This is a genomic window from Pseudoalteromonas sp. JC28 (assembly GCF_013319255.1).
Taxonomy (GTDB): Bacteria; Pseudomonadota; Gammaproteobacteria; order Enterobacterales; family Alteromonadaceae; genus Pseudoalteromonas.
This window is the reverse complement of sequence record NZ_QOKX01000011.1, coordinates 93,926-115,612: the sequence shown is the minus strand read 5'-3', so window position 1 is coordinate 115,612 and position 21,687 is coordinate 93,926. Positions and strand designations below refer to the sequence as shown.

The window sequence follows — 21,687 nt, the reverse complement described above, 5'->3', positions numbered from 1 at the left end:
AATTGGGGCCTTATGATATTAGACGATATGCTGAATAGACTGATGTATTCGAGCAGGTAGCAGGGTTTTTAAGTACCGCTCTAAAGTATGTAGTGATTCTGTGCCGCGAATGCCCACGGCTTCATCTTGTTCTATAAAGCCTTGCTCTTTTAGACTAGTAACAAACGCACTGAGCACTTTTTTATCAAAAAACTCTGGGCTTTTGATACCGTGTAAAGTTCCTAGTCGGTCGGCAAGAAGTGCACTTTCTTTTTCAAGCTCGCTACGACTTAATCCTTGATGACGCTTAACGAGGTTAATCGTGATTGCATAGCGTTCAAGCGTTAAGTGGATCACTTTACCTAGCATTTCTAATTGTGCCAATGCGCTACCATCTTTGTTAACTGAGGCAAGGTGACCATCAAAGGTGATCAGATCCTTAGCCGCAAAGTATTCAAAAATGGACTCTATATATCCTGTCTTAAGGTCTGTTAAGAACCACTCTTTTGCAAACAAGGGATACAACAGCGCTACCTCTTTGCGGCACTCATCAACAGTCAAGCTGTAGCGATTGAAGAGCTGCTGAGCGATTAAGCTTGGTACGGCAAACAGGTGCAGAATATTGTTACGGTAATAATTAAGCAGAGCGCGTTCTTTTTCCTTAACACTAATGATGCTGCCAAAACTGTCTTCAATAATATCGAACTTATCAAGCTTAAGCGCATGATCGAGTAGGCCCTCAGGACTCGAATCTGGCACCGTCGCATTGTCGTGATAAGGTGCATGTCTGTGTAGTCCAAGATACAAATCGAGCTGTTGTAGCAGTTGTGATTTAGGCAATGCAAATTGCTCGTTACTCAGCAAAATTGTCGCAAGCAAATTAACTGAGTTCAGTGCTGCTGAGTTATTTATCTCAGTCATGATGACATCAGCGAGATCGGCAACTTGCTTGTTCAGCCAAGCTGGCTTTTGAGTTTCGGTGGGGTGGATAGAATCACGCCAATCTGGTTGATGTTCATTTAAAAATTGGTTGACGGATATCGGATCGCCAAAATTTAAATACCCTCTACCATAGTTTTTAAGGTTCTTAATCGCCTTAAAAATACCAAAGATAGACTCATTTTTCTTACTGTTGCCAGCCAGCTCTTTGAGGTAGGTGTTGATCTCCATAACATGTTCGTAGCCGAGATAAACGGGCACTAATGATATAGGTCTATCAATGCCGCGAAGCATAGATTGCAGTGTCATTGCCAGCATCCCCGTTTTTGGTGGTAGTAGACGACCTGTACGACTGCGGCCGCCTTCGGTATAAAACTTAACGGAATACCCTTTGATAAATAACTGACTTAAATATTCCTTGAATACCGCGGAATAGAGTTTGTTGCCCGAAAAAGAGCGGCGAATAAAGAAGGCACCACTACGACGGAAAATCGGGCCCGCAGGGAAAAAGTTGAGATTAACGCCAGCTGCGATATGCGGTGGTACTAAACCCTGATGGTAAATCACATAAGTTAGAAGCAAGTAATCCATATGGCTACGATGACATGGCACGTAAATGATCTCGTGTCCTTTGTCCGCAAGTGCTTGTACTTTGTCTGAGTTATTAACTTCAATACCATTATAAAGCTTGTTCCACAGCCAAGTGAGGGCTCTGTCAGCTACGCGCACCATGGCGTCTGAATAGTTTGCGGCTATTTCGTCTAATAATCTAAGTGCTTGTAATCTTGCTTCTTCCTGACTTAGACCTTTTGCCTTTGCTTCTTCTGCAATGGCCTTTTTAATGCTTTGCGACGCTAAGATAGAATTAAATAGCTGCTCACGTGATGGTAATTTGGGGCCGGTAGCAGCCAACTTTTGACGACGGAAGTGCACGCGTGCAACGCGCAGCAGCTTATGTGGCAGCTCCTCAACGTCAGCTTTATCGTTTAACAATTGATTGAGTTCAATCGGGCGGGAAAATCGAACAAAGTTATCCCTGCCTGAAAACAAGATCACAAAGCATTTGCGTAGCCAGCTCGGTGTTAATGAGTTGGATAATAAGGTTCCCACACCAGGCTTTTCTTTACCTGGATTACGACCCCACAATATAGTGACTGGAATAACTTGCGCATCGGTATTGTCGTTATCTTTTAAGGCTTCAAAAATCGCTTTGCTATGTTCAAGCGCATCACTTGGTTTATGACTATTACCAAAGACACTTGGCGGAGTCTGGATCCCAACAAAACGATTGAGCTCTTTATTGCCAATTCGCGCTTTTTGAGACGGCCTTGGTAAACCAAGCTTTTTACACATAACGTCTAGCGCGACCATGTCTGATACCGAGTCGAGTCTCGCTACATAAAATGTGGGAATGCTGGGATCTAGCTCGTAATCCTCAATGGGATGCTCTGGCAATACTTTACTTTTAACAAAAAGCCAGTTGCTACAGCGAGCGATGGTTGTTAGCAAATAAGAAAAAATCTGCATGGGAATACCGAACAATTATCATTAACCATAGAATACCAAGATTTAACTGGACTGACCATTTTCAAAGGTGTCATCCATGTTTTCCTGCCGCAATATATCTATGGAAGATTAACAGAAGCAAATGCTTGAGTAGAGTGAATTTTGCTCTAAGTGCTTTTTGTGAGTGAAATATTGTGTATGTTCAATGCGCTTTATCTGCGCGACAGCGCCTACGGATCCGAGCGATAAAATTACTTTGTATTAGTTGTTGCATTTATCACCAATATCACTATAATATCCAGACTTTCTTGACCATAGTGTCTAGGAAAGTAAATGAAAGGTCTGGATTTCAGGCCCTATGAACAGGAACTCCAATTGTGAGTTCAACGGTAGAAATAAATTAACAACCGACTTCTCAGAAATAATTGAGTTAGTCTCGGTCGTTTTTTTATGCTCTTTTTAAATGCTCTTTTTATTTTGAGGTTTAAGAATGTCAAATCAACGCATTCGTATTCGCCTAAAAGCTTTTGACCACCGTTTGATTGACCAATCAACGGCGGAAATCGTGGAAACAGCGAAGCGCACTGGTGCACAGGTTCGTGGTCCAATCCCACTACCTACGCGCAAAGAACGTTTCACAGTATTGATCTCTCCGCACGTAAACAAAGACGCGCGTGATCAGTATGAAATCCGCACCCACAAACGTCTGATCGACATCGTAGAACCAACTGACAAGACTGTAGACGCTCTAATGCGCCTAGACCTTGCTGCTGGTGTTGATGTTCAAATCAGCCTGGGTTAATCGGAAGATTAGAGAGGTTTTAGGAAAATGGCATTAGGTCTAGTCGGTCGTAAAGTGGGTATGACACGTATCTTCACTGAAGATGGTGTATCTATCCCTGTGACAGTTATCGAAGCGACTCCTAACCGTGTTACGCAGATCAAATCTGACGCAACTGACGGTTATAACGCGCTTCAAGTTACTGCAGGCGAGAAAAAAGCAAGCCGTGTAAACAAACCAGCAGCGGGTCACTTCGCTAAAGCTGGCGTTGAAGCGGGTCGCGGCCTGTGGGAATTCCGTCTTAACGGCGGTGAAGGTGAATTTGAAGTAGGTTCAGAGCTAACTGTTGAACTTTTCACAGAAGTGAAAAAAGTAGACGTTACTGGTACTTCAAAAGGTAAAGGTTTCCAAGGTGGTGTTAAGCGCTGGAACTTCAGCATGCAAGACGCAACTCACGGTAACTCTCTATCTCACCGTGCTCCTGGTTCAATCGGTCAAAACCAGTCTCCTGGTAAAGTTTTCAAAGGTAAGAAAATGGCCGGTCAAATGGGTAATGTTCGTTCAACGACACAGAACCTTGAACTAGTACGTGTTGACGCAGAGCGTAACTTGCTTTTAGTTAAAGGTGCAGTACCTGGCGCTATCGGCGGTGACGTTATCGTTAAACCAGCTGTTAAAGCATAAGTCCTGGAGATTTAGTGATGGAATTAGCAATTAAAGGCGCTGGCGCGCTTGAAGTTTCCGAAGCTACTTTTGGACGTGAGTTTAACGAAGCATTAGTACACCAAGTAGTTGTTGCTTATGCAGCAGGTGCTCGTCAAGGTACTAAAGCTCAACTGACACGTTCTGAAGTACGCGGTGGTGGTAAGAAACCATTCCGCCAAAAAGGTACTGGCCGTGCACGTGCTGGTACAATCCGCAGCCCAATCTGGCGCAGCGGTGGTGTGAGCTTTGCAGCTAAGCCGCAAGATCACAGCCAAAAAGTTAACCGTAAAATGTATCGCGGTGCGATCAAGAGCATTCTTTCTGAGCTTGTTCGTCAAGATCGTCTAGTAGTTGTTGAAAACTTTGGTCTAGAAGCACCAAAGACTAAAGAACTAGTAGCTAAGCTTAAAGAACTTGAGCTTAAAGACGTACTAATCGTGACTGAAGAAGTAGATGAGAATCTATTCCTTTCTGCACGTAACCTGTACAAGGTTGACACGCGTGACGTAGCTGGCATCGACCCAGTAAGCCTAATCGCTTTCGATAAGGTTCTGATTACTGCTGCTGCTGTTAAGCAACTTGAGGAGGCGCTAGCATGATCCGTGAAGAACGTCTTTTAAAAGTAATCCTTGCTCCACACATCTCTGAGAAGAGCACTGTATCTGCTGAAGAAAACAACACTATCGTTTTCAAAGTAGCTAAAGATGCAAACAAAGCAGAAATCAAAGCTGCTATTGAAAAGCTTTTCGAAGTAGAAGTAACTGGTGTTCGCACTCTAAATGTTAAGGGTAAGACAAAGCGTACTGGTATGCGTTTTGGCCGTCGTAGCGATTGGAAAAAAGCATACGTTACTCTTAAAGAAGGTAGCGAGCTAGACTTTGTCGGCGGCGCCGAGTAATAAGGGGAGTTAGAATTATGGCACTTCAAAAGTGTAAACCAACTTCTGCGGGTCGTCGTCACGTCGTTAAAGTGGTTAACCCTGATCTACACAAGGGTAAGCCTTACGCTCCGCTATTAGAGAAAAACTCTAAATCAGGTGGTCGTAACAACAACGGTCGTATCACGGTTCGTCACATCGGTGGTGGTCATAAGCAGCACTACCGTGTAATCGACTTTACACGCACAAAAGATGGCATTCCAGCTAAAGTTGAGCGTCTAGAGTACGATCCAAACCGTAGCGCAAACATCGCTCTTGTATTATATGCAGACGGTGAGCGTCGTTACATTATTGCACCTAAGGGTCTTAAAGCAGGTGATGCAATCCAATCTGGTGTTGATGCACCAATCAAGGTTGGTAACACACTACCTATGCGTAATATCCCTGTAGGTTCTACTGTACACAACGTTGAACTTAAACCTGGCAAAGGTGCACAAATTGCACGTTCTGCTGGTGCTTACGTACAGATCCTTGCTCGTGAAGGTCAATACGTAACACTACGTCTTCGCTCTGGCGAAGTTCGTAAGGTTGAGTCTGATTGTCGTGCGACTCTTGGCGAAGTAGGTAACGCAGAACACATGCTACGTTCACTAGGTAAAGCTGGTGCAAATCGTTGGCGTGGTATCCGTCCTACAGTTCGTGGTGTTGCCATGAACCCGATTGACCACCCACACGGTGGTGGTGAAGGTCGTACTTCTGGTGGTCGTCACCCTGTATCTCCATGGGGCGTACCTACTAAAGGTTACAAGACTCGTAAGAACAAGCGTACTGATAAGTTTATCGTACGTCGTCGTACTAAATAATAGTTGAGGAATTGCCATGCCACGTTCTCTCAAGAAAGGTCCATTTATTGACCTACACTTGCTGAAGAAGGTAGAGAAAGCGTTGGAAAGCGGTGACAAGAAGCCAATTAAAACTTGGAGCCGTCGTTCAATGATCATACCTAACATGATCGGATTGACCATCGCTGTCCATAATGGTCGTCAGCACGTTCCTGTGTTCATCACAGACGAAATGATCGGTCACAAACTGGGTGAATTTGCACCTACACGTACTTACCGCGGTCACGCTGCGGATAAGAAAGCTAAGAAGCGTTAATCGGAGGGTATGATGGAAGCATTAGCTAAACACAAATTCGCCTCTGGTTCGGCGCAGAAAGCACGTCTAGTGGCAGATCAGATCCGTGGACTTCCGGTTGATCGCGCGCTAGAAATCCTGGCGTACAGCCCGAAGAAAGCGGCTGTATTAGTTAAGAAAGTACTTGAGTCTGCTATCGCGAACGCGGAGCACAACGAAGGTGCTGACATTGATGAGCTTAAAGTGGCTAAAGTATTTGTAGACGAAGGTCCTACAATGAAACGTATTATGCCACGTGCTAAAGGACGCGCAGACCGCATCCTTAAGCGTACAAGCCACATCACTGTTGTGGTATCGGATAGCTAGGAGATATAAGTAATGGGACAAAAAGTTCATCCTACTGGTATTCGCCTAGGTATCTCAAAGCCTTGGGTATCTACTTGGTACGCGAATACAAAAGATTTCTCTGAACAGCTTTTTGGCGATCACAAAGTACGTCAATACCTTACTAAGGAATTGAAAAGTGCTTCTGTAGCTAAGATCGTTATCGAGCGTCCAGCTAAATCAATCCGTGTAACAATTCACACAGCTCGTCCTGGTGTTGTTATCGGTAAAAAAGGTGAAGATGTTGAAAAGCTTCGCCAAGCTGTAACTAAGCTTGCTGGTGTACCTGCGCAAATCAACATCGCAGAAGTACGCAAGCCAGAGCTAGATGCACAATTAGTTGCTGACGGTATTTCTTCTCAGCTAGAGCGTCGTGTTATGTTCCGTCGTGCTATGAAGCGCGCAGTACAGAACGCAATGCGTCTAGGTGCTAAGGGTATCAAAGTTGAAGTAAGCGGCCGTCTAGGCGGTGCTGAAATCGCACGTTCTGAGTGGTACCGTGAAGGTCGTGTACCTCTACACACTCTACGTGCTGATATCGACTACGCAACTTCAGAAGCTTTGACCACTTACGGTATCATCGGTGTTAAGGTTTGGATCTTCAAAGGCGAAGTAATTGGTGGTCTTCCACTAGTTCAAGAGCAAGAGAAGCCAGCTAAACGTGCGCCGAAGAAAGCTAAAAAAAGTGCTAAGTAAGAGGTAGCGACTAATGTTACAGCCAAAACGTACAAAATTCCGTAAGGTACACAAAGGCCGCAACCGTGGTCTGGCTACCAGCGGTAACAAAGTTAGCTTCGGTTCTTTCGGCTTGAAAGCGACTGGCCGTGGCCGTATGACTGCTCGTCAAATCGAAGCAGCTCGTCGTGCTATGACACGTCACGTCAAGCGTCAAGGTAAAATCTGGATCCGTGTATTCCCAGATAAGCCAATTACAGAAAAACCGCTTGAAGTTCGTATGGGTAAAGGTAAAGGTTCTGTTGAATACTGGGTTGCTGAAATTCAGCCTGGTAAAGTTCTTTACGAAATGGAAGGTGTTTCTGAAGAGCTTGCTCGTGAAGCATTCAACCTTGCTTCTCGTAAACTACCATTCAAGACAACTTTCGTAACTCGGACGGTAATGTAATGAAAGCTAGCGAATTAAAAGACAAAAGCGTAGAAGAGCTAAATGCTGAACTTCTAGAGCTACTTCGTGAGCAGTTTAATCTGCGCATGCAAGCGAGCACTGGTCAGCTAGCTCAAACTCACGAACTGAGAAAAGTACGTCGCAACATTGCGCGTGTTAAAACGGTTATTAACCAGAAGGCAGGTGCATAATGAGCGATAAGATCCGTACTCTTCAAGGTCGTGTAGTAAGCGATAAAATGGACAAATCAATCGTTGTTGCTATCGAGCGTCAGGTTAAACACCCGATCTACGGTAAGTTCATCAAGCGTACAACTAAGTTGCACGCACACGATGAAAACAACACGGCACTAGCAGGTGACGTCGTGACTATTCGCGAATGTGCGCCAATCTCTAAGAAAAAATCTTGGACGCTAGTTGACGTGATTGAACGTCCTAAGAAAGCTTAATTTTAGTTTTTAACTAAATTAGACTTTTATAAAGCCCCGGCATCTGCTGGGGCTTTTGCGTTTATGGATGTATGTTTGAGCGCAACGAAGATGGTTGGTTATTACCTCTATATACTTATTTGTTCCAGAGTAGATAGCTTTATCGCAGTGCTGGACGTAATACGCTGCTCCTTATACAACAAGATAATCATAAATATGGAGCATTAAAGGTCGTTATTTTACTTTGTTCGATTTTTAATCGGTACATTTCTTTACTAAATCAAAAAACACGACAATGATTATTGTATTAAATACAAGTTAATAGTTTTGGCATCTATGAATGCTGATGGGCTTATCTATAAATACAATGTCAGGTGCTTTTATGCTTTCTAAGTTAAGGTTAAGCCAACAATTATCTACTTCATTTGGAGTAATGATTGTACTTATGGTTGCACTCTCTAGCGTCGCTTATATTGGATTGAATGGCGGTTATAGTAATTTTKTTGAGTATCGCTCTTTGGCAAGAGCGAGCAATCTAGCAAGTACATTGGAAGCTAACTTGCTCTCACTTAGGATCAATGTGCTGAATTATTTGAAGCAGCAATCAAAAGACGATATTGAACAATTTGAACAGAAAGTGAAGCTTTTACATGATGCATTAGCAGAAGCTAAGGAGGCTCTTAATCAAAAAGAAAGCAAGCAGCTTATTGAAAAAAGTGAAACAGCTTTGGTTACATATGAAACTGCTTTTAGGGAGATTATGGCACTTTATGGTCGTAGAAATACTGTGGTTCATGACGGGCTGGATAAAATAGGCCCTCAAATGCGCAAGAATATTTCGCAATTAATAGAATCTAGCATTGATATGGGTGACTTTGAAGGACTTGCGGCTGCTACACATATGCAGGAAAAGCTGCTGCTAGGAAGACTTTTCGTAACGAAATTCTTAGTGAGTAACCAGTTAAATGACTACAACAGAGCCATGGATGAACTAAAGCAAGAGAAGATGTTTCTAACTCAGTCTAAGTCTAGGTTTATGAATGAAAATGCAAAAAATTTACTGTTTGATATAGAACAATCAGGAGAACGCTACTTAGATGGAGTGAGAGAAGTACAAGATATTATCACAGAGAGAAATCGACTGATTACCGAAGTACTAAATATTAATGGTCAAAATATCGCAGAGCATTTGGCACGTGTGAAAGAATCGATCAAGGAAAGGCAGGATGAATTAGGTCCCATAGCTCAAAGTGAGAGTAGGAAGACAGTAACAATTATTATTGCAGTATCTGTTGTGGTGATTTTGTTAGGCTGCTTTTTAAGTTGGTATATCACACGACTAATCAAAGCCCCTATTGGTGGGGAGCCAAAAGAAATCGCGGAAGTGGCATCAAGGATAGCCAGTGGCGACCTCACAATACAGTTTGACAGGGGGGAATCGGTGAGCGGTATTTATTTGGCAATGCGTGATATGGCTGACAAACTAAAAGCCATCATTGCAGAAATTCAAAGCTCCACACATGCATTGTCTTCCTCGTCAGAAACACTTAGTGCTATCACTGCCCAGTCTAAACAAGGGGCGGATAACCAAATGGAGCAACTCAGTCATAGTGCAGTTTCGATGAATGAAATGGCTGCCACGATTGCTGAGATAACCCAAAGTGCCCAGCTCGCAGCAGATGCTGCGACTGATGCGGATTCTCAATCTAATTCAGGTGTTCAAGTTGTCGTTGCAACACAGCAAGCAATGGAAGGCCTAGTTGGTAAAATAGAAAATGTTAGCAAAACCATTGAGAATCTTGAACAAGAAACAGAATCGGTTGGTTCTATTTTGGATGTTATCAGGGGGATAGCGGAGCAAACTAATTTGTTGGCGCTCAACGCAGCGATTGAAGCCGCAAGAGCAGGCGAACAAGGACGAGGCTTTGCCGTAGTGGCTGACGAGGTGAGAAGCCTTGCGAGTCGCACCCAGAAGAGTACAGATGAAATTCAAGAGATGATCTCTAAATTGCAAAATGAAGCGAAGCGCTCCGTTGGCATGATGCGAGATAACGTTAAAGATGCTAAAGATACAGCAGACAAATCGGCGAAAACGGATGAAGTGTTACAAGCGATTTCTTCATCTGTGAGCACAATTAAAGATATGAATCTACAAATTGCCAGTGCTTCTGAGGAGCAAAACACGGTTACACAGCAGCTTTCGCAAAGTGTGACAGAAATCAGTGAAACTGCACAAGAGACTGCTACGGGAGCCGAGCGCGCGTCAGACGAAGCATTATCGCTGTTGTCTTTATCCCGCACACTCGATAAGTCGGTGAGCAGTTTTAGGTTATAAGTGATGATACTAAGCATTGGGGGATAGCACTAAAGTGTGCTGTTTTTTTACAGTACAGCCGTTATGCTAGAGCAAACAATAAAAAATCATCACAGTTATGTTTTCTATCGGGCTGATCAGTCTTATTGCGCTGCTTTATTTAGCGCTTTTATTTACCATTGCATGGGGCGCAGATAGGGCGAGTAAGAAATTTAGATCTTATCGTGCCAAGCAAGTTACCTATGCCTTGTCACTAGGGGTGTATTGCACCTCTTGGGCGTTTTTTGGTACTACCGCGCAAGCGGCAAATAATGGCTGGTGGCTTGCCCCAACTTATGTTGGCACGATTTTACTGTTTATATTTGGTTGGCAAGTCTACACACGAATTGCCGAAATATGCCGCCAGCAGCAGCTCACTTCCATGGCGGATTTTATTGCCACTCGTTACGGTAATTCTTCTAGTTTGTCTGGACTCATTTCTCTGATCTCTGTCATTGCGGTCGTGCCCTATATTGCACTTCAGCTTAATGCCACCAGCGCCAGTATCGGTATGCTAACAAGCGACACTCAGCGGGTGAGTGTCACGTTTTGGCAGGATAGTACTTTTTACATCACCTTGCTGTTAGCCCTGTTTGCTATTTTGTTTGGCACACGTAGGCTGAGACCGAGTGAGCATAACCCGGGATTGATGACTGCCATCGCCTTTGAGTCATTAGTTAAGTTACTGGCGTTTATTGCCGTTGGTGTTTATGTCTGTTTTGTGCTCTTTGAATCGCCCACTCACTTATTTAACCAGGCGGAGCAGCAGGGAATTACCAAGCAAATAGAGGCATCGGCTAGCCCAACCTATGTTTATTTAGTTCATGTTCTTTTAGGGGTATTAGCAACGCTGTGTTTGCCGAGGCAGTTTCATACCTCTTTTATTGAATATGATGAACAAAATCAATTTAAGACCGCACGCTGGTTGTTTCCCGTTTATTTGTTGCTGATTAATTTATTTATTTTGCCAATCGCCTATGCCGGGCTGGTGTATTTTAATGGTCAAGATGTTGGTTACGATACTTTTGTGCTTGCCCTACCACTGGGATCTGATGCACCTTTAGTCGCTTTGACAGCCTTTTTAGGTGGGTTCTCTGCGGCGACGAGTATGGTGATAGTCTCAGCCATCGTGCTATCTATTATGATCACCAATGACTTTATCAATCAATTTTTGTTGCGCCGCTCGCAGTTAAATTCGAGCCATCGGGGTTTATCTAAGTTTAATCTGCTCAATGCTCGACGGGTGGTTATTGTTGGCATTTTATTACTGAGTTATGCCAGTCATCGCGTGCTTGCTGAGGGCAACACGTTGGCCAATATGGGACTGATGTCATTTGCCTTGGTTGCGCAGTTTGCGCCCGCGATGGTGGTTGGTTTATGGTGGCGTGGGGCTTCATGCTTAGGTGCGCAATTGGGGATCGTGACGGGTTTTGCTATTTGGTTTTACACGCTATTGTTACCGAGCCTCATTAGTGGCTTTAACTTCGAAAGTCACTGGTTGAGTGCGGGGCCTTTGAATATCACATGGTTAGCACCTTTAGACTTTTTGGGTCTGGGGTTAGACAGTACGAGCCAGTCCGTCCTGATTTCTTTAAGTGCAAATTTGTTGGTTTATTTGCTGGTGCCGTTTATTTCATCCGCTCGTCTTGCTGAGCGCTTACAAAGCAATAAATTTGTAATACCGTCCAAATCTGCACAGTCCGCTAACACGGTATTGAGTTTCCAGGATTTGGCAACATTACTGCAGCGCTTTAGCGAGCAAGTGCGTGCGCAGCAGCTTGTTGAGCTTCATTTTCCTAAAGAGCCTGCAAACTGGAAACTGCCAGCGCCATTGCAAGTGGAAAATATGATCGAACGGGAGATGTCGACGCTCGTTGGCGGGGCATCTGCAAAACTGATTTTAGATGTCGCCAAAGATGAAAAGCGCCAGCCTTTAGAGCAAGTTGCAGAATTTGTAGATGAAGCGTCACAGGTGCTACGTTTTAATCGCGACTTACTGCAGTCGACGATAGAAAACGTCAGTCAGGGGATAAGTGTAGTAGATAGCCAACTGCAATTGGTCGCTTGGAACCAGCGCTACGCAGAAATGTTTAACTATCCAGACAATACGCTGTTTATTGGGCGTCCTGTGGCTGAGCTTATTCGTTACAATGCGCAGCGCGGACTGTTTGGTGATGCTGATGTCGAGCAGCAAGTAGAGAAGCGTCTATCACATTTACGACGAGGCAATGCGTATCGCTACCGCCGCGAGCATCACGATGGTCGAGTGTTTGAAATGCAAGGTAACCCATTGCCTGGCGGTGGGTTTGTAACGACCTATACGGATATCACTGAGTTTGTAAAACAACAATCCTTACTAGAGCAAGTTAATGTGAACCTAGAAGAAACAGTCGCGGCAAGGACTAAAGAGTTGATAGATGCCAACCGAGCTTTATCTTCTGCTAAACGCCAAGCAGAGCATGCAACGGAGAGTAAAACCCGCTTTTTCGCCGCAGCGAGTCATGATCTGTTACAGCCATTTAACGCAGCGAGCCTGTTTTGTTCATTGATGAGTGAAAAGGCCCAAGGGACCGACTTAGCTGAGCTTTCGCAAAGCATCAAAAGTTCATTGGCAAGTGCTGAAGAACTGTTGTCGAGCATTCTTGAGCTAACAAAGTTAGAGGCTGGGGCGTTTAAGGTTAATCGCTCGCGCTTTGCATTGTCGTCACTGCTGGAACCATTGGAAAATGAATATGGGGCGGTAGCGAAAGACAAAGGATTAGCGTTTATTGTGCAGGTTTGTGATGTCATGCTCTACACCGATAAAGCACTGCTAAAAAGGGTATTGGGAAACTTACTGAGTAACGCTATCCGTTACACTGAGTCTGGTACGGTAAGGCTTATTGCTGAATGTCAGGGGGAGAGTGTTTCTATCATTGTTGAAGACACTGGAGTGGGCATTGCAAAGCAAGATCAGGACGCCATATTTCAAGAGTTCAAACAGCTTCACAGTAAAGAACTGGCGCAGGGGTTAGGACTCGGGCTTGCGATCAGCAAACGAATTTGCGAAGTGTTGGAAATTCCCATCACCCTTGGCTCACAACTTAATAAAGGCACACAATTTACCTTAACACTCCCAAGTCATGGGGTGCAGACGGATCAAAAGACCGAAGTAACCGCTGACAAGCCCAGCGGTGATTCGCAATTATCGGGTCTATCTATTTGGTTGCTAGATAATGATGCCAACGCACTTAATGCATTATCTCAAGTATTACTAAGTTGGGGGTGCCAAGTAGCTGTGGCGCGAGATGAAGCAGAGCTTAGCGCGCTACAAGCAACGAGTCGTGCAGATATGCTGATCGCGGATTATCAGCTTGATCATGGTGTCACGGGGCTTGAGGTGATAGCAGCGCTTAAGCTTGATGATATGCCAATCATTATTAACACGGCTAATCACGACGAGGCTATTCGCGAGCAAGTAAGTGATGCGGGGATCCCATTACTGTATAAACCGCTTAAAACACCAGCCCTAAAGCGCATGATTAAGCGACTAATCTAGTTATTTAAGCACTCGCTTCATCGTCGAGATGCACATCCGTAGCCAGCTGATTAAAGAGGATCCCAGCTTGGGTGCGGTTATACACATTGAGCTTTTTTAAAATAGCTGAAACATGCTGTTTGATGGTGGTCTCTTGAATCGACATTGCATACGCAATCTGCTTATTCAAAAGGCCGTCGGCAATCATGGTTAATACTCGATATTGCTGGGGAGTTAGCTTTTCTAAATTACGCGCAAATTGCGCTTGTTCGCTGTCATTTTCAGGCGCGATATCCACGATTTCGGGTAACCAAGTTTCTCCTTCAATAACGAGCTTGATGGCATCACTGATCACCTCTAGTGAGGAAGACTTGGGAATATAAGCGCTTGCCCCGAGGGCAATGCATTGGCTAATAATGGCTGCCGATTCGTTGGCTGAAACCATGATCACTAATATGTCTGGATACTGATTTCTTAACCGGGCAAGACCTTCGAGACCTTTCGCGCCAGGAATAGATAAGTCCAAAAATACTAGCTCTGTTTCAGGATGCGCGAGCAACATCTCGAATAAGCTGTCTAAGGTACTGGCTTCTTTGATAGGGTCATGACCAATCGCTTGTGCAGCGGCTTGTTTGAGTGCGCTGCGAAATAATGGGTGGTCATCAGCGATAATTGCTTGCACCTGAGGCATCCTTAACTAACTCCTAGTATCCGTTGTTATAGGGTATTTCCAAAACTACATCAAGTGATTGAGATAGCGAGGCTCCCTTGCAGCCTCGCTTTCGGTGCTAAAAACGATAACCCACGGTAAGCGAAACGGTTCTTGGGTCGCCAAAGTAGCCTATCAAAGTATTATCACCACCAAGCCCCGGCGTGTACTTACTCACATTACTCGGATCGCTCGGGTCTGGTGTCACGAACTGATAGCCTCCTATCATATATTCTTTATCGGTCAGGTTTTTCCCATGAAGACCAACACGCCAATTGCCGTCTGTGCTATACCAATTAATACTCAGGTTGACTAAACCATAGCTATCCTGCGTCAGTAGGCTATCTTCCTCAAATAAGACATAATCACCACGATGGTAGTAGCTGGCATTGAATACCCAATCGCCAATATCACTGTAGAGTTTGTATGTCGCCCCAAGGTTAAAAGTTAAATCAGGGGTGTTAGAAATACTAAAGCGGTCTGATTTGTCAAATGTCGCGCCTGTGTCTGGGTTAGTGTCGAGTACCTCTTCGAAGTCGCTGTCTATATATCCTATTGCGGCGTCAAAACTCAGCGCCTCTGTAGCGACATAGCTCAGCTCGGCTTCAATACCATTTGCTGTAGACTTACCAATGTTGCCAAGTCGTTGGTTTAGATCGGCAGAAGTTGCACCGGGCAATACGGAAATATATTGGCGGTCTTTGTGATCTAACGTGAATAGCGTGATATTGGCTCTTAGATTATCGTTCCACTCGCTTTTCATTCCGATTTCGAATGAATCTACGATTTCAGGGTCTGCAGCAGGCTCTGCGGTGCTAGCTCTGGGGTTGAAGGTGCCGGATTTAAATCCTTGAGCATAGCTGGCAAAGAACATGATATCGCGGTTGTATTGATATTCCACTCCCACTCTTGGCGTAAACCGTGACCAATCTTCTTCATCATCAAGCACTGACGGTACGAGCTCACCGGCAGGGCGTGTATAACCTGGGATCCAATTTGATTCGGGATACACGACATCAAAGACCAAACCATTATTGACTTGTGCTTCTTTGCTGTCTTTAGTGTAACGAGCACCCAATGTGAGCGACCACTGCTCTGCTAAATCAATGGTGCCTTGAATATACGCGGCTTTACTATTTGAGTTGTTACAACCACTCACTTCTCGCGTAAGACCGGGAGCGCCCAAGCTTTGTCCTAATACCTCCAAAATTGCTTGGAATTGGCCGCATGACTCGCCATCGTAATAATATAGACCTGAGACAAATTTGTAGCCGTTACCTGCATGGCTTAGCTGTATCTCATGCGTGGTTTGTTCATCATCATAAATGGCGGGTACATCAAAGATCCGCAATGGCGTATTATCAAAGTCGATATTGGTCGGTGAATAACTATCTCGGCTAGCGCCGATGTATTTTATTGTGGTGGCGTCAGAAAAGTCCCAGCGAGCGGTCAAACTATATCCCTCAAGTTCGACTTTATTCCACGTTGGCATACTGGTGTAAGAATCAAATACGCTGTCAGGCACGGGAGCGTCAGTCAGTAAGCTCGGCAATAAGCGATAACCCCCTTTAGAGTTGGAGTCATCGTCGGTTTTATCCCATGCTAAACGGAAGAACAAGTCGTCGCTTGGACGATATTCCAAGGTTAACCGTGCAGCTTGAATTTCTTTATTGTAGTTTTCCTTATCTTGGCCGGGTAGCGTTGAAACCTTGAACTCGCCAAAACCATCTCGATTTAAAGTAGCAAAGCCATAACCTAAGTAGAGTGTGTCTTCCACGAGCGGCAATTGACCTGTGATCTTAAGATCGCGTTGATTATAACTACCAACAGTCCCTTCCACGTTAAAAGTCGCATCGCCAGACATTTCCTTAGTGACATATTTTATAGCGCCACCAATGGTGTTTTTGCCATATAGCGTTCCTTGCGGTCCTCGTAATACTTCAATCTGTTGTACATCAAGGAGGTCGAGTACAGCCCCTTGCGGCCTTGCCAAATAAATGTCATCGACGTAAATGCCGACACCGGGTTCATAACCCCATAATGGGTCTTGTTGCCCGACACCACGAATAAAGGCTGTGAGGGTAGAGTTAGTGCCTCGGCTAGCTTGAAGCGTGGTATTGGGTGAAAACTGCTGGACTTCAGAGAGTACCGAGATGCCATTTTCGAGTAGATCGGTTTCACCGATAGAAGTCACTGCAACTGGAACGGTTTGAAGGTTTTCTACCGTCTTACGCGCCGTGACTTCAATGCGTTCTAGCTTGCCTTCTGATTGTGTTGCTTGTTCTGCTGCCGCTGGGTTGGCTTGAGTTGCGAGTGTAATAGCCAACGCGATAGCTGAATATCTAGGTTGGTAAATGTTCATCCTGTGGTCCCTATTATTGTCATTTTGGGTGCTTGTTGTCACACCAAAGCATAGGGGAGTTGTAAAGTTTTTCTATTAGTACCTTAGTACTAATACCTTGATACGCTAGGATTAACACGGGGTGTAGAGCTTCTATAACCTTAGTACTATGGTTTTTATTGCGCCTGCACGCCACACTGATATTCATCAACAGCATGCCCAACACATCAACTTATAACGGGCATTAATAACAATAAAAGGAAGCCCTTATGCTCAGTATGCTTGGACTGGCAGGAGGACTTGGCCTGCTTATTTGGCTAACTCTCCGTGGCGTAAACTTGTTTATCGCAGCTCCACTTTGCGCTTTATTGGTCGCATTAACGAGTGGCGTTGCGCTATTTTCCACAGAAGCTGTAGAAAGCAGCTTTCTTACACTTTATATGGATGGCTTTGCTGGCTTTTTGAGTGCTTGGTTTTTCATGTTCTTGCTTGGCTCTTTGTTCGGTAAGTTCATGGAAGACAGTGGTGCTGCCGACAGCGTCGCACGCTATATTGTCGACAAGTTAGGTATGAAACATGCGGTATTAGCGGTGGTGATTGCCTGTGCGGTACTAACGTATGGCGGCGTCAGTGTTTTTATTGTTGCTTTCTCTGTCTATCCTATGGCGCTTAGCTTATTTAAAGATGCCAATTTACCAAGGCGCTTTATTCCCGCAACTCTGGCTTTCGGCTCAGTCACCTTTACCATGACTTCGGCAGGCTCTCCTGAAATCCAAAACTGGATCCCAATAAAATATTTAGGCACGTCGCCTTATGCAGCTTGGGAAGTCAGTCTAGTGGTTGCCACGTTTATGGCTATTACGGGCTATTGGTGGTTGAAAAAGATGATAGCCAAAGCGGTGGCAAATGGTGAGCACTTTGAAGCGAAAGAAGACGACCCTGAAATCCATGAACGTAACTATCCTCATCCAATCACTGGCGTACTGCCTCTAATCGTGGTGTTGATTTTATCTTTTACACTTCATGATGTGCTGCAGCAAAGTGCACTCATTGTAGCTCTACTTGGCGGTGTACTCAGTATTGTCGCGATTAACTTTAAGCATTTTCATAACATGGGGGCCGCGATTAACTTAGGCACAACTGGGGCGCTAGTTGCTATCGGTAATACCAGTGCGGTAGTGGGTTTTGGTGCGGTAGCAAAAAACACCGAGGCATTTCAATTAGCGGTCGAGATGATGACACAGATGCCGGGTAATGAGCTACTTGGCGCCGCGGTGGCGGTAAGTGTAATAGCCGGTTTAACTGGCTCTGCATCCGGTGGGCAAGCTATTGCGTTACCCTTAGTGGCACCGCACTACATTGATGCGGGTGTCAATCCAGAACAATTACATCGTGTTGTGGCAATTAGCTCAGGCGCTTTGGATACCTTACCGCACAATGGTTATGTGGTCACAACCATTCGCGCCATCTGTAAAGAAACACATCAACGAGCATATTGGTCCATGGCGGCGTTGACTGCGGTCGTGCCGCTGGTGGGCGTTGCCCTCGCATTAACCCTATTCATCTTATTTTAACGGAGAGATACAGCAATGAAGCGGATTTTCCTGTTACTCTTGTTCGTTGCCAGCAATATTGTCTATGGCAGTGAGACAAACAAACCTATGCTGGTTGAAAAGCGGGCATTTACACTTGCGCATTTTACTACGGAGTCTGGAGCCAGCATTCCTGACGTTAAGGTCGGCTGGGAAAGCTATGGCAAATTAAATGCCGACAAAAGCAATGCAATTTTGATCACGCATTTTTTTTCTGGCACATCTCACGCTGCGGGTAAGTATCGAGAGTCTGACGTGTTGGCAGGTTACTGGGATGCCATTATCGGCCCGGGCAAAGCGATAGATACTAATAAGTACTTTGTGATAAGCGCAGATACTTTGGTCAATGCAAACTGGCATAGTAAAGATGTGATCACGACGGGTCCGGCGTCTATTAATCCGAAAACGGGCAAACCTTACGGCTTGGACTTTCCCGTGGTGACCATCGGTGATTTTGTTGAAGTGCAAAAGCAATTATTAGATAGCTTAGGTATCGACAAACTACATGCGGTGATGGGCGCGTCTATGGGATCTTTCCAAGCGTTAGAATGGTCGGTGCGCTACCCCGAAAAAGTGTCACGTTTAATTCATGTGATTGGCGCGGCAAAGATGGATGCTTGGACCGTTGCGGCGTTAGAGAAATGGGCTTTACCCATCCGCCTTGATCCAAATTGGCAGGGCGGGGACTACTACGACGGGGAAAGGCCACTTGCTGGACTCACGGCCACGATGCTTAATATCACTCAAGACGCGATGCACCCCGCTATTTATAACGCCAGTTTTCCAGACTTTATTGTGCTTGATCCCAAAGCAAAGCAAGATATTCGTCAGCTTCCTAAACTCAGCCAAACGCTAGCCACGCGCGCACGAGCAAGGGCCGAAACGCAAGACGCGAATTCTATCTTGTATTTAGTCCGCGCCTCGCAACTATACACCGCAGGCATGCAAGGTAATTTTGATAGTGCTATCGATAAAATCACAGCAAAGGTTTTATTGATGCCTGCAAGCAATGACTTGTTATTAAGGCCTGAGCCCATTCGTAAGTTAGCAGAAACCCTTAAAGCCAAAAATAAAGACGTGCAAATTACAGAGATAGAAGGCGTTTGGGGGCATTTAGACGGTATTTTTTCAATTCAATCACAGGCTGACACTATTGCTCAGTTCTTAGCAAAATAATCAAGGAGTGACGATGAAGACGGCGTTGATCACAGGGGCTGCAAGTGGCATTGGTCGCTATATCGCGATGGCCTTGAGCAAACAAGGTTACAGTTTATTGCTTGTAGATTTGAACTTAGCGCAAGCACAGGCGGTGGCTGAGTCTATCGTCAGTGACGGAGGAAATGCACAAGCGTTTGCGCTTAATATCGCTAATAAGCAAGACATCGCTGACTTTGTCCGTCGGCACGATAACATTGATGTGCTTATCAATAACGCAGGTGTGCAACATGTTGAAGCACTGGAGCATTATCCAGAAGATAAATGGCAATTGCTGCAAGACGTGATGCTAACAGGCCCAGCCATGTTGTGTAAGGCAGTATTGCCGCATATGCGCAGAGGAGGCTTTGGCCGTATCGTCAATATTGGTTCTATCCACGCCTTAGTTGCTTCTAAATATAAGTCTGCTTATGTCGCTGCAAAACATGGGTTAATGGGATTTGGCAAAGTATTGGCGCTGGAAACCGCGGACTGCGATATCACCGTGAACACTATTTGCCCCGCTTATGTAAAAACCCCATTGGTAGAACAGCAAATTACCGCGCAAGCGAAACAGCATGGGATCAGCGAAGATGAAGTGATAAACAATATCATGTTGGCGCCAATGCCGAAAAAGGCCTTTATAGGGTTGGATGAGATTGCGCATGCCGTCAATTTTTTACTCGCAAATGAGTCACGCAACATTACTGGTCAAGCCATAGTGCTGGACGGCGGCTGGACAGTGCAATAGGAGGAATGATGGCTGGATTTGATAAGGTAGTCGTAAGCTACGAAGAAGCAATGGCAGGACTGTGTGATGGCATGACCGTGATTGCAGGGGGCTTCGGTTTGTGCGGGATCCCTGAAGGTTTGATAAGCCAAATACGCCACATGGGCACAAAGGACTTAACCGTGGTTTCTAATAACTGCGGAGTAGACGGGTTTGGTTTAGGGGTTTTGCTTGAAGATAAGCAGATCCGCAAAATGGTGGCTTCCTACGTGGGAGAAAACGCCTTGTTTGAGCAGCAGTTATTGAGCGGTGGATTGGAAGTTGAATTAACCCCGCAAGGGACACTTGCAGAAAAAATGCGCGCAGGTGGAGCAGGGATCCCCGCTTTTTATACCGCGACAGGCGTTGGTACACCCGTCGCTGAGGGCAAAGAGGTAAAAATGTTTGGTGATAGAGAATATATTTTAGAGCCGAGTATTAGGGGAGACTTTGCCATTGTAAAAGCGTGGAAAGCAGACCGTTTTGGCAATTGTGTTTATCGCCACACCGCCATGAACTTTAATCCAATGGCTGCAACAGCTGGAAAAATTACCGTCGTTGAAGTGGAAGAAATTGTAGAGCCCGGCGAAATCGAACCGAGCCAAATTCATACCCCCGGAATTTATATCGACAGAGTGATTCTAGGACAGTTCGAAAAACGCATCGAAAAACGTACTGTGAAGGAGCAAGCATAATGGCATTAACCAGAGAGCAAATGGCCATGCGAGTGGCACAGGAATTAAAAGATGGGTTTTATGTCAACCTTGGCATTGGGATCCCCACGCTGGTGGCCAATTATGTGCCACAGGGCATGGATGTGATGCTGCAATCGGAAAATGGCTTATTAGGCATGGGCGCTTATCCGACCGAGCAGGAAGTGGATGCGGATATGATCAATGCGGGTAAGGAAACCGTTACGGCCCGTACGGGAGCCGCCATTTTTAGTTCGGCAGAAAGTTTTGCAATGATCCGTGGCGGTCATGTGGACCTGACGGTGCTTGGCGCTTTTGAAGTAGATCAGCACGGTAATCTTGCCAGCTGGATGATCCCAGGTAAGCTTATCAAGGGCATGGGTGGCGCAATGGATCTTGTCGCTGGGGCTAAAAATATAATTTGCACTATGACGCATGCGAATAAACAGGGCGAGTCCAAGCTGCTACAGCACTGCAGTTTACCGCTCACCGGCGTAAACTGTATCAATAAGATAGTAACCGATCTTGCGCTGCTTGAAGTCAAAGGTGGCGCGTTTCATTTACTTGAGCGAGCTCCAGGTGTTAGCGCCTCGGAAATACAAGCGAAAACCGCAGGCATATTGATTTGCCCTGATGACGTACCGGAGATGGTATTTAGCTAG

General features: G+C 45.2%; 21 protein-coding genes. 18 read left to right on the top strand and 3 right to left on the bottom strand.

Annotated elements, in window-relative coordinates; all coding sequences use genetic code 11:
• Positions 1-18: 18 nt before the first annotated feature.
• Positions 19-2,445 (bottom strand): glycerol-3-phosphate 1-O-acyltransferase PlsB, encoded by a 2,427-nt coding sequence (gene plsB, locus DS891_RS21700; RefSeq protein ID WP_174170913.1) that lies wholly within the window; start codon positions 2,443-2,445, stop codon positions 19-21.
• Positions 2,446-2,914: 469 nt separating this feature from the next.
• Between plsB and rpsJ the strand changes: the two genes are divergently transcribed.
• The 13 genes from rpsJ (at position 2,915) to DS891_RS21635 (ending at position 13,749) form a co-directional block, all read left to right on the top strand.
• Positions 2,915-3,226 carry a 30S ribosomal protein S10 gene (rpsJ, locus tag DS891_RS21695; RefSeq protein WP_010376390.1) on the top strand — a complete coding sequence of 104 codons (312 nt, stop codon included), beginning with the start codon at positions 2,915-2,917 and terminating at the stop codon, positions 3,224-3,226.
• Positions 3,227-3,253: 27 nt separating this feature from the next.
• The gene (rplC, locus tag DS891_RS21690; protein ID WP_010376387.1) at positions 3,254-3,889 is read left to right on the top strand and encodes a 50S ribosomal protein L3; all 636 of its coding nucleotides are present in this window, start codon (positions 3,254-3,256) and stop codon (positions 3,887-3,889) included.
• A 17-nt stretch (positions 3,890-3,906) separates the two neighbouring features.
• Positions 3,907-4,509, top strand: a complete 603-nt coding sequence (gene rplD, locus DS891_RS21685) for a 50S ribosomal protein L4 (RefSeq protein WP_088529602.1) — start codon at positions 3,907-3,909, stop codon at positions 4,507-4,509.
• Complete coding sequence (gene rplW, locus DS891_RS21680) at positions 4,506-4,808, top strand: 50S ribosomal protein L23 (RefSeq protein WP_095728987.1); 303 nt, start codon at positions 4,506-4,508, stop codon at positions 4,806-4,808. The genes rplD and rplW overlap by 4 nt, the downstream gene beginning before the upstream one ends.
• A gap of 17 nt (positions 4,809-4,825) precedes the next feature.
• Complete coding sequence (gene rplB, locus DS891_RS21675; protein WP_010607737.1) at positions 4,826-5,650, top strand: 50S ribosomal protein L2; 825 nt, start codon at positions 4,826-4,828, stop codon at positions 5,648-5,650.
• A 16-nt stretch (positions 5,651-5,666) separates the two neighbouring features.
• Positions 5,667-5,945, top strand: a complete 279-nt coding sequence (gene rpsS, locus DS891_RS21670) for a 30S ribosomal protein S19 (RefSeq protein WP_010376377.1) — start codon at positions 5,667-5,669, stop codon at positions 5,943-5,945.
• A 12-nt stretch (positions 5,946-5,957) separates the two neighbouring features.
• On the top strand, positions 5,958-6,290 hold the full coding sequence (gene rplV / locus DS891_RS21665; RefSeq protein ID WP_010376375.1) for a 50S ribosomal protein L22: 333 nt from the start codon (positions 5,958-5,960) through the stop codon (positions 6,288-6,290).
• Between the two features lie 12 nt (positions 6,291-6,302).
• The gene (gene rpsC / locus DS891_RS21660) at positions 6,303-7,004 is read left to right on the top strand and encodes a 30S ribosomal protein S3 (protein WP_010376374.1); all 702 of its coding nucleotides are present in this window, start codon (positions 6,303-6,305) and stop codon (positions 7,002-7,004) included.
• A gap of 13 nt (positions 7,005-7,017) precedes the next feature.
• On the top strand, positions 7,018-7,431 hold the full coding sequence (gene rplP / locus DS891_RS21655; protein ID WP_095728988.1) for a 50S ribosomal protein L16: 414 nt from the start codon (positions 7,018-7,020) through the stop codon (positions 7,429-7,431).
• Positions 7,431-7,622: a 50S ribosomal protein L29 gene (rpmC, locus tag DS891_RS21650; RefSeq protein ID WP_058031280.1), complete on the top strand. Its 192-nt coding sequence runs from the start codon at positions 7,431-7,433 to the stop codon at positions 7,620-7,622. The genes rplP and rpmC overlap by 1 nt, the downstream gene beginning before the upstream one ends.
• Positions 7,622-7,879, top strand: a complete 258-nt coding sequence (rpsQ, locus tag DS891_RS21645) for a 30S ribosomal protein S17 (RefSeq protein WP_023398452.1) — start codon at positions 7,622-7,624, stop codon at positions 7,877-7,879. The genes rpmC and rpsQ overlap by 1 nt, the downstream gene beginning before the upstream one ends.
• Positions 7,880-8,240: 361 nt before the next feature.
• Positions 8,241-10,193, top strand: a complete 1,953-nt coding sequence (locus DS891_RS21640) for a methyl-accepting chemotaxis protein (RefSeq protein WP_254606013.1) — start codon at positions 8,241-8,243, stop codon at positions 10,191-10,193.
• 97 nt (positions 10,194-10,290) lie between these two features.
• Entirely contained in the window at positions 10,291-13,749 is a 3,459-nt protein-coding gene (locus DS891_RS21635) for a PAS-domain containing protein (RefSeq protein ID WP_174170911.1), read from the top strand.
• Positions 13,750-13,753: 4 nt separating this feature from the next.
• Here the strand turns inward: DS891_RS21635 and DS891_RS21630 are convergent, their stop codons facing one another.
• Both DS891_RS21630 and DS891_RS21625 read right to left on the bottom strand, forming a co-directional pair.
• The gene (locus DS891_RS21630; protein ID WP_010607743.1) at positions 13,754-14,419 is read right to left on the bottom strand and encodes a response regulator transcription factor; all 666 of its coding nucleotides are present in this window, start codon (positions 14,417-14,419) and stop codon (positions 13,754-13,756) included.
• A gap of 97 nt (positions 14,420-14,516) precedes the next feature.
• Positions 14,517-16,799, bottom strand: coding sequence for a TonB-dependent receptor (locus DS891_RS21625; protein ID WP_174170910.1), 2,283 nt, complete (start codon positions 16,797-16,799; stop codon positions 14,517-14,519).
• A 248-nt stretch (positions 16,800-17,047) separates the two neighbouring features.
• On the opposite strand from DS891_RS21625, the gene DS891_RS21620 reads away from it, so the two are divergent.
• From DS891_RS21620 to DS891_RS21600, 5 genes are read left to right on the top strand one after another with little or no spacing between them, the layout of a single operon-like run.
• Complete coding sequence (locus DS891_RS21620) at positions 17,048-18,352, top strand: GntP family permease (protein ID WP_174170909.1); 1,305 nt, start codon at positions 17,048-17,050, stop codon at positions 18,350-18,352.
• 15 nt (positions 18,353-18,367) lie between these two features.
• Positions 18,368-19,546: a homoserine O-acetyltransferase gene (locus DS891_RS21615; RefSeq protein ID WP_174170908.1), complete on the top strand. Its 1,179-nt coding sequence runs from the start codon at positions 18,368-18,370 to the stop codon at positions 19,544-19,546.
• A gap of 13 nt (positions 19,547-19,559) precedes the next feature.
• Positions 19,560-20,315 (top strand): 3-hydroxybutyrate dehydrogenase, encoded by a 756-nt coding sequence (locus DS891_RS21610; protein ID WP_174170907.1) that lies wholly within the window; start codon positions 19,560-19,562, stop codon positions 20,313-20,315.
• Positions 20,316-20,323: 8 nt separating this feature from the next.
• Entirely contained in the window at positions 20,324-21,028 is a 705-nt protein-coding gene (locus DS891_RS21605) for a CoA transferase subunit A (RefSeq protein ID WP_010607748.1), read from the top strand.
• Positions 21,028-21,687, top strand: a complete 660-nt coding sequence (locus DS891_RS21600) for a 3-oxoacid CoA-transferase subunit B (protein ID WP_174170906.1) — start codon at positions 21,028-21,030, stop codon at positions 21,685-21,687. The genes DS891_RS21605 and DS891_RS21600 overlap by 1 nt, the downstream gene beginning before the upstream one ends.

Bases quoted from the DNA above. Each gene is read 5' to 3' on its own strand.
- DS891_RS21635 (WP_174170911.1), top strand. From the start codon at position 10,291: ATGTTTTCTATCGGGCTGATCAGTCTTATTGCGCTGCTTTATTTAGCG.
- rplV (WP_010376375.1), top strand. From the start codon at position 5,958: ATGGAAGCATTAGCTAAACACAAATTCGCCTCTGGTTCGGCGCAGAAA.
- rplB (WP_010607737.1), top strand. From the start codon at position 4,826: ATGGCACTTCAAAAGTGTAAACCAACTTCTGCGGGTCGTCGTCACGTC.
- rplD (WP_088529602.1), top strand. From the start codon at position 3,907: ATGGAATTAGCAATTAAAGGCGCTGGCGCGCTTGAAGTTTCCGAAGCT.
- rplC (WP_010376387.1), top strand. From the start codon at position 3,254: ATGGCATTAGGTCTAGTCGGTCGTAAAGTGGGTATGACACGTATCTTC.
- DS891_RS21600 (WP_174170906.1), top strand. From the start codon at position 21,028: ATGGCATTAACCAGAGAGCAAATGGCCATGCGAGTGGCACAGGAATTA.
- plsB (WP_174170913.1), bottom strand. From the start codon at position 2,445: ATGCAGATTTTTTCTTATTTGCTAACAACCATCGCTCGCTGTAGCAAC.
- DS891_RS21615 (WP_174170908.1), top strand. From the start codon at position 18,368: ATGAAGCGGATTTTCCTGTTACTCTTGTTCGTTGCCAGCAATATTGTC.
- DS891_RS21620 (WP_174170909.1), top strand. From the start codon at position 17,048: ATGCTCAGTATGCTTGGACTGGCAGGAGGACTTGGCCTGCTTATTTGG.
- rpsJ (WP_010376390.1), top strand. From the start codon at position 2,915: ATGTCAAATCAACGCATTCGTATTCGCCTAAAAGCTTTTGACCACCGT.
- DS891_RS21610 (WP_174170907.1), top strand. From the start codon at position 19,560: ATGAAGACGGCGTTGATCACAGGGGCTGCAAGTGGCATTGGTCGCTAT.
- rpmC (WP_058031280.1), top strand. From the start codon at position 7,431: ATGAAAGCTAGCGAATTAAAAGACAAAAGCGTAGAAGAGCTAAATGCT.
- rpsS (WP_010376377.1), top strand. From the start codon at position 5,667: ATGCCACGTTCTCTCAAGAAAGGTCCATTTATTGACCTACACTTGCTG.
- rplW (WP_095728987.1), top strand. From the start codon at position 4,506: ATGATCCGTGAAGAACGTCTTTTAAAAGTAATCCTTGCTCCACACATC.
- DS891_RS21605 (WP_010607748.1), top strand. From the start codon at position 20,324: ATGGCTGGATTTGATAAGGTAGTCGTAAGCTACGAAGAAGCAATGGCA.
- rplP (WP_095728988.1), top strand. From the start codon at position 7,018: ATGTTACAGCCAAAACGTACAAAATTCCGTAAGGTACACAAAGGCCGC.
- rpsC (WP_010376374.1), top strand. From the start codon at position 6,303: ATGGGACAAAAAGTTCATCCTACTGGTATTCGCCTAGGTATCTCAAAG.
- DS891_RS21630 (WP_010607743.1), bottom strand. From the start codon at position 14,419: ATGCCTCAGGTGCAAGCAATTATCGCTGATGACCACCCATTATTTCGC.
- rpsQ (WP_023398452.1), top strand. From the start codon at position 7,622: ATGAGCGATAAGATCCGTACTCTTCAAGGTCGTGTAGTAAGCGATAAA.
- DS891_RS21625 (WP_174170910.1), bottom strand. From the start codon at position 16,799: ATGAACATTTACCAACCTAGATATTCAGCTATCGCGTTGGCTATTACA.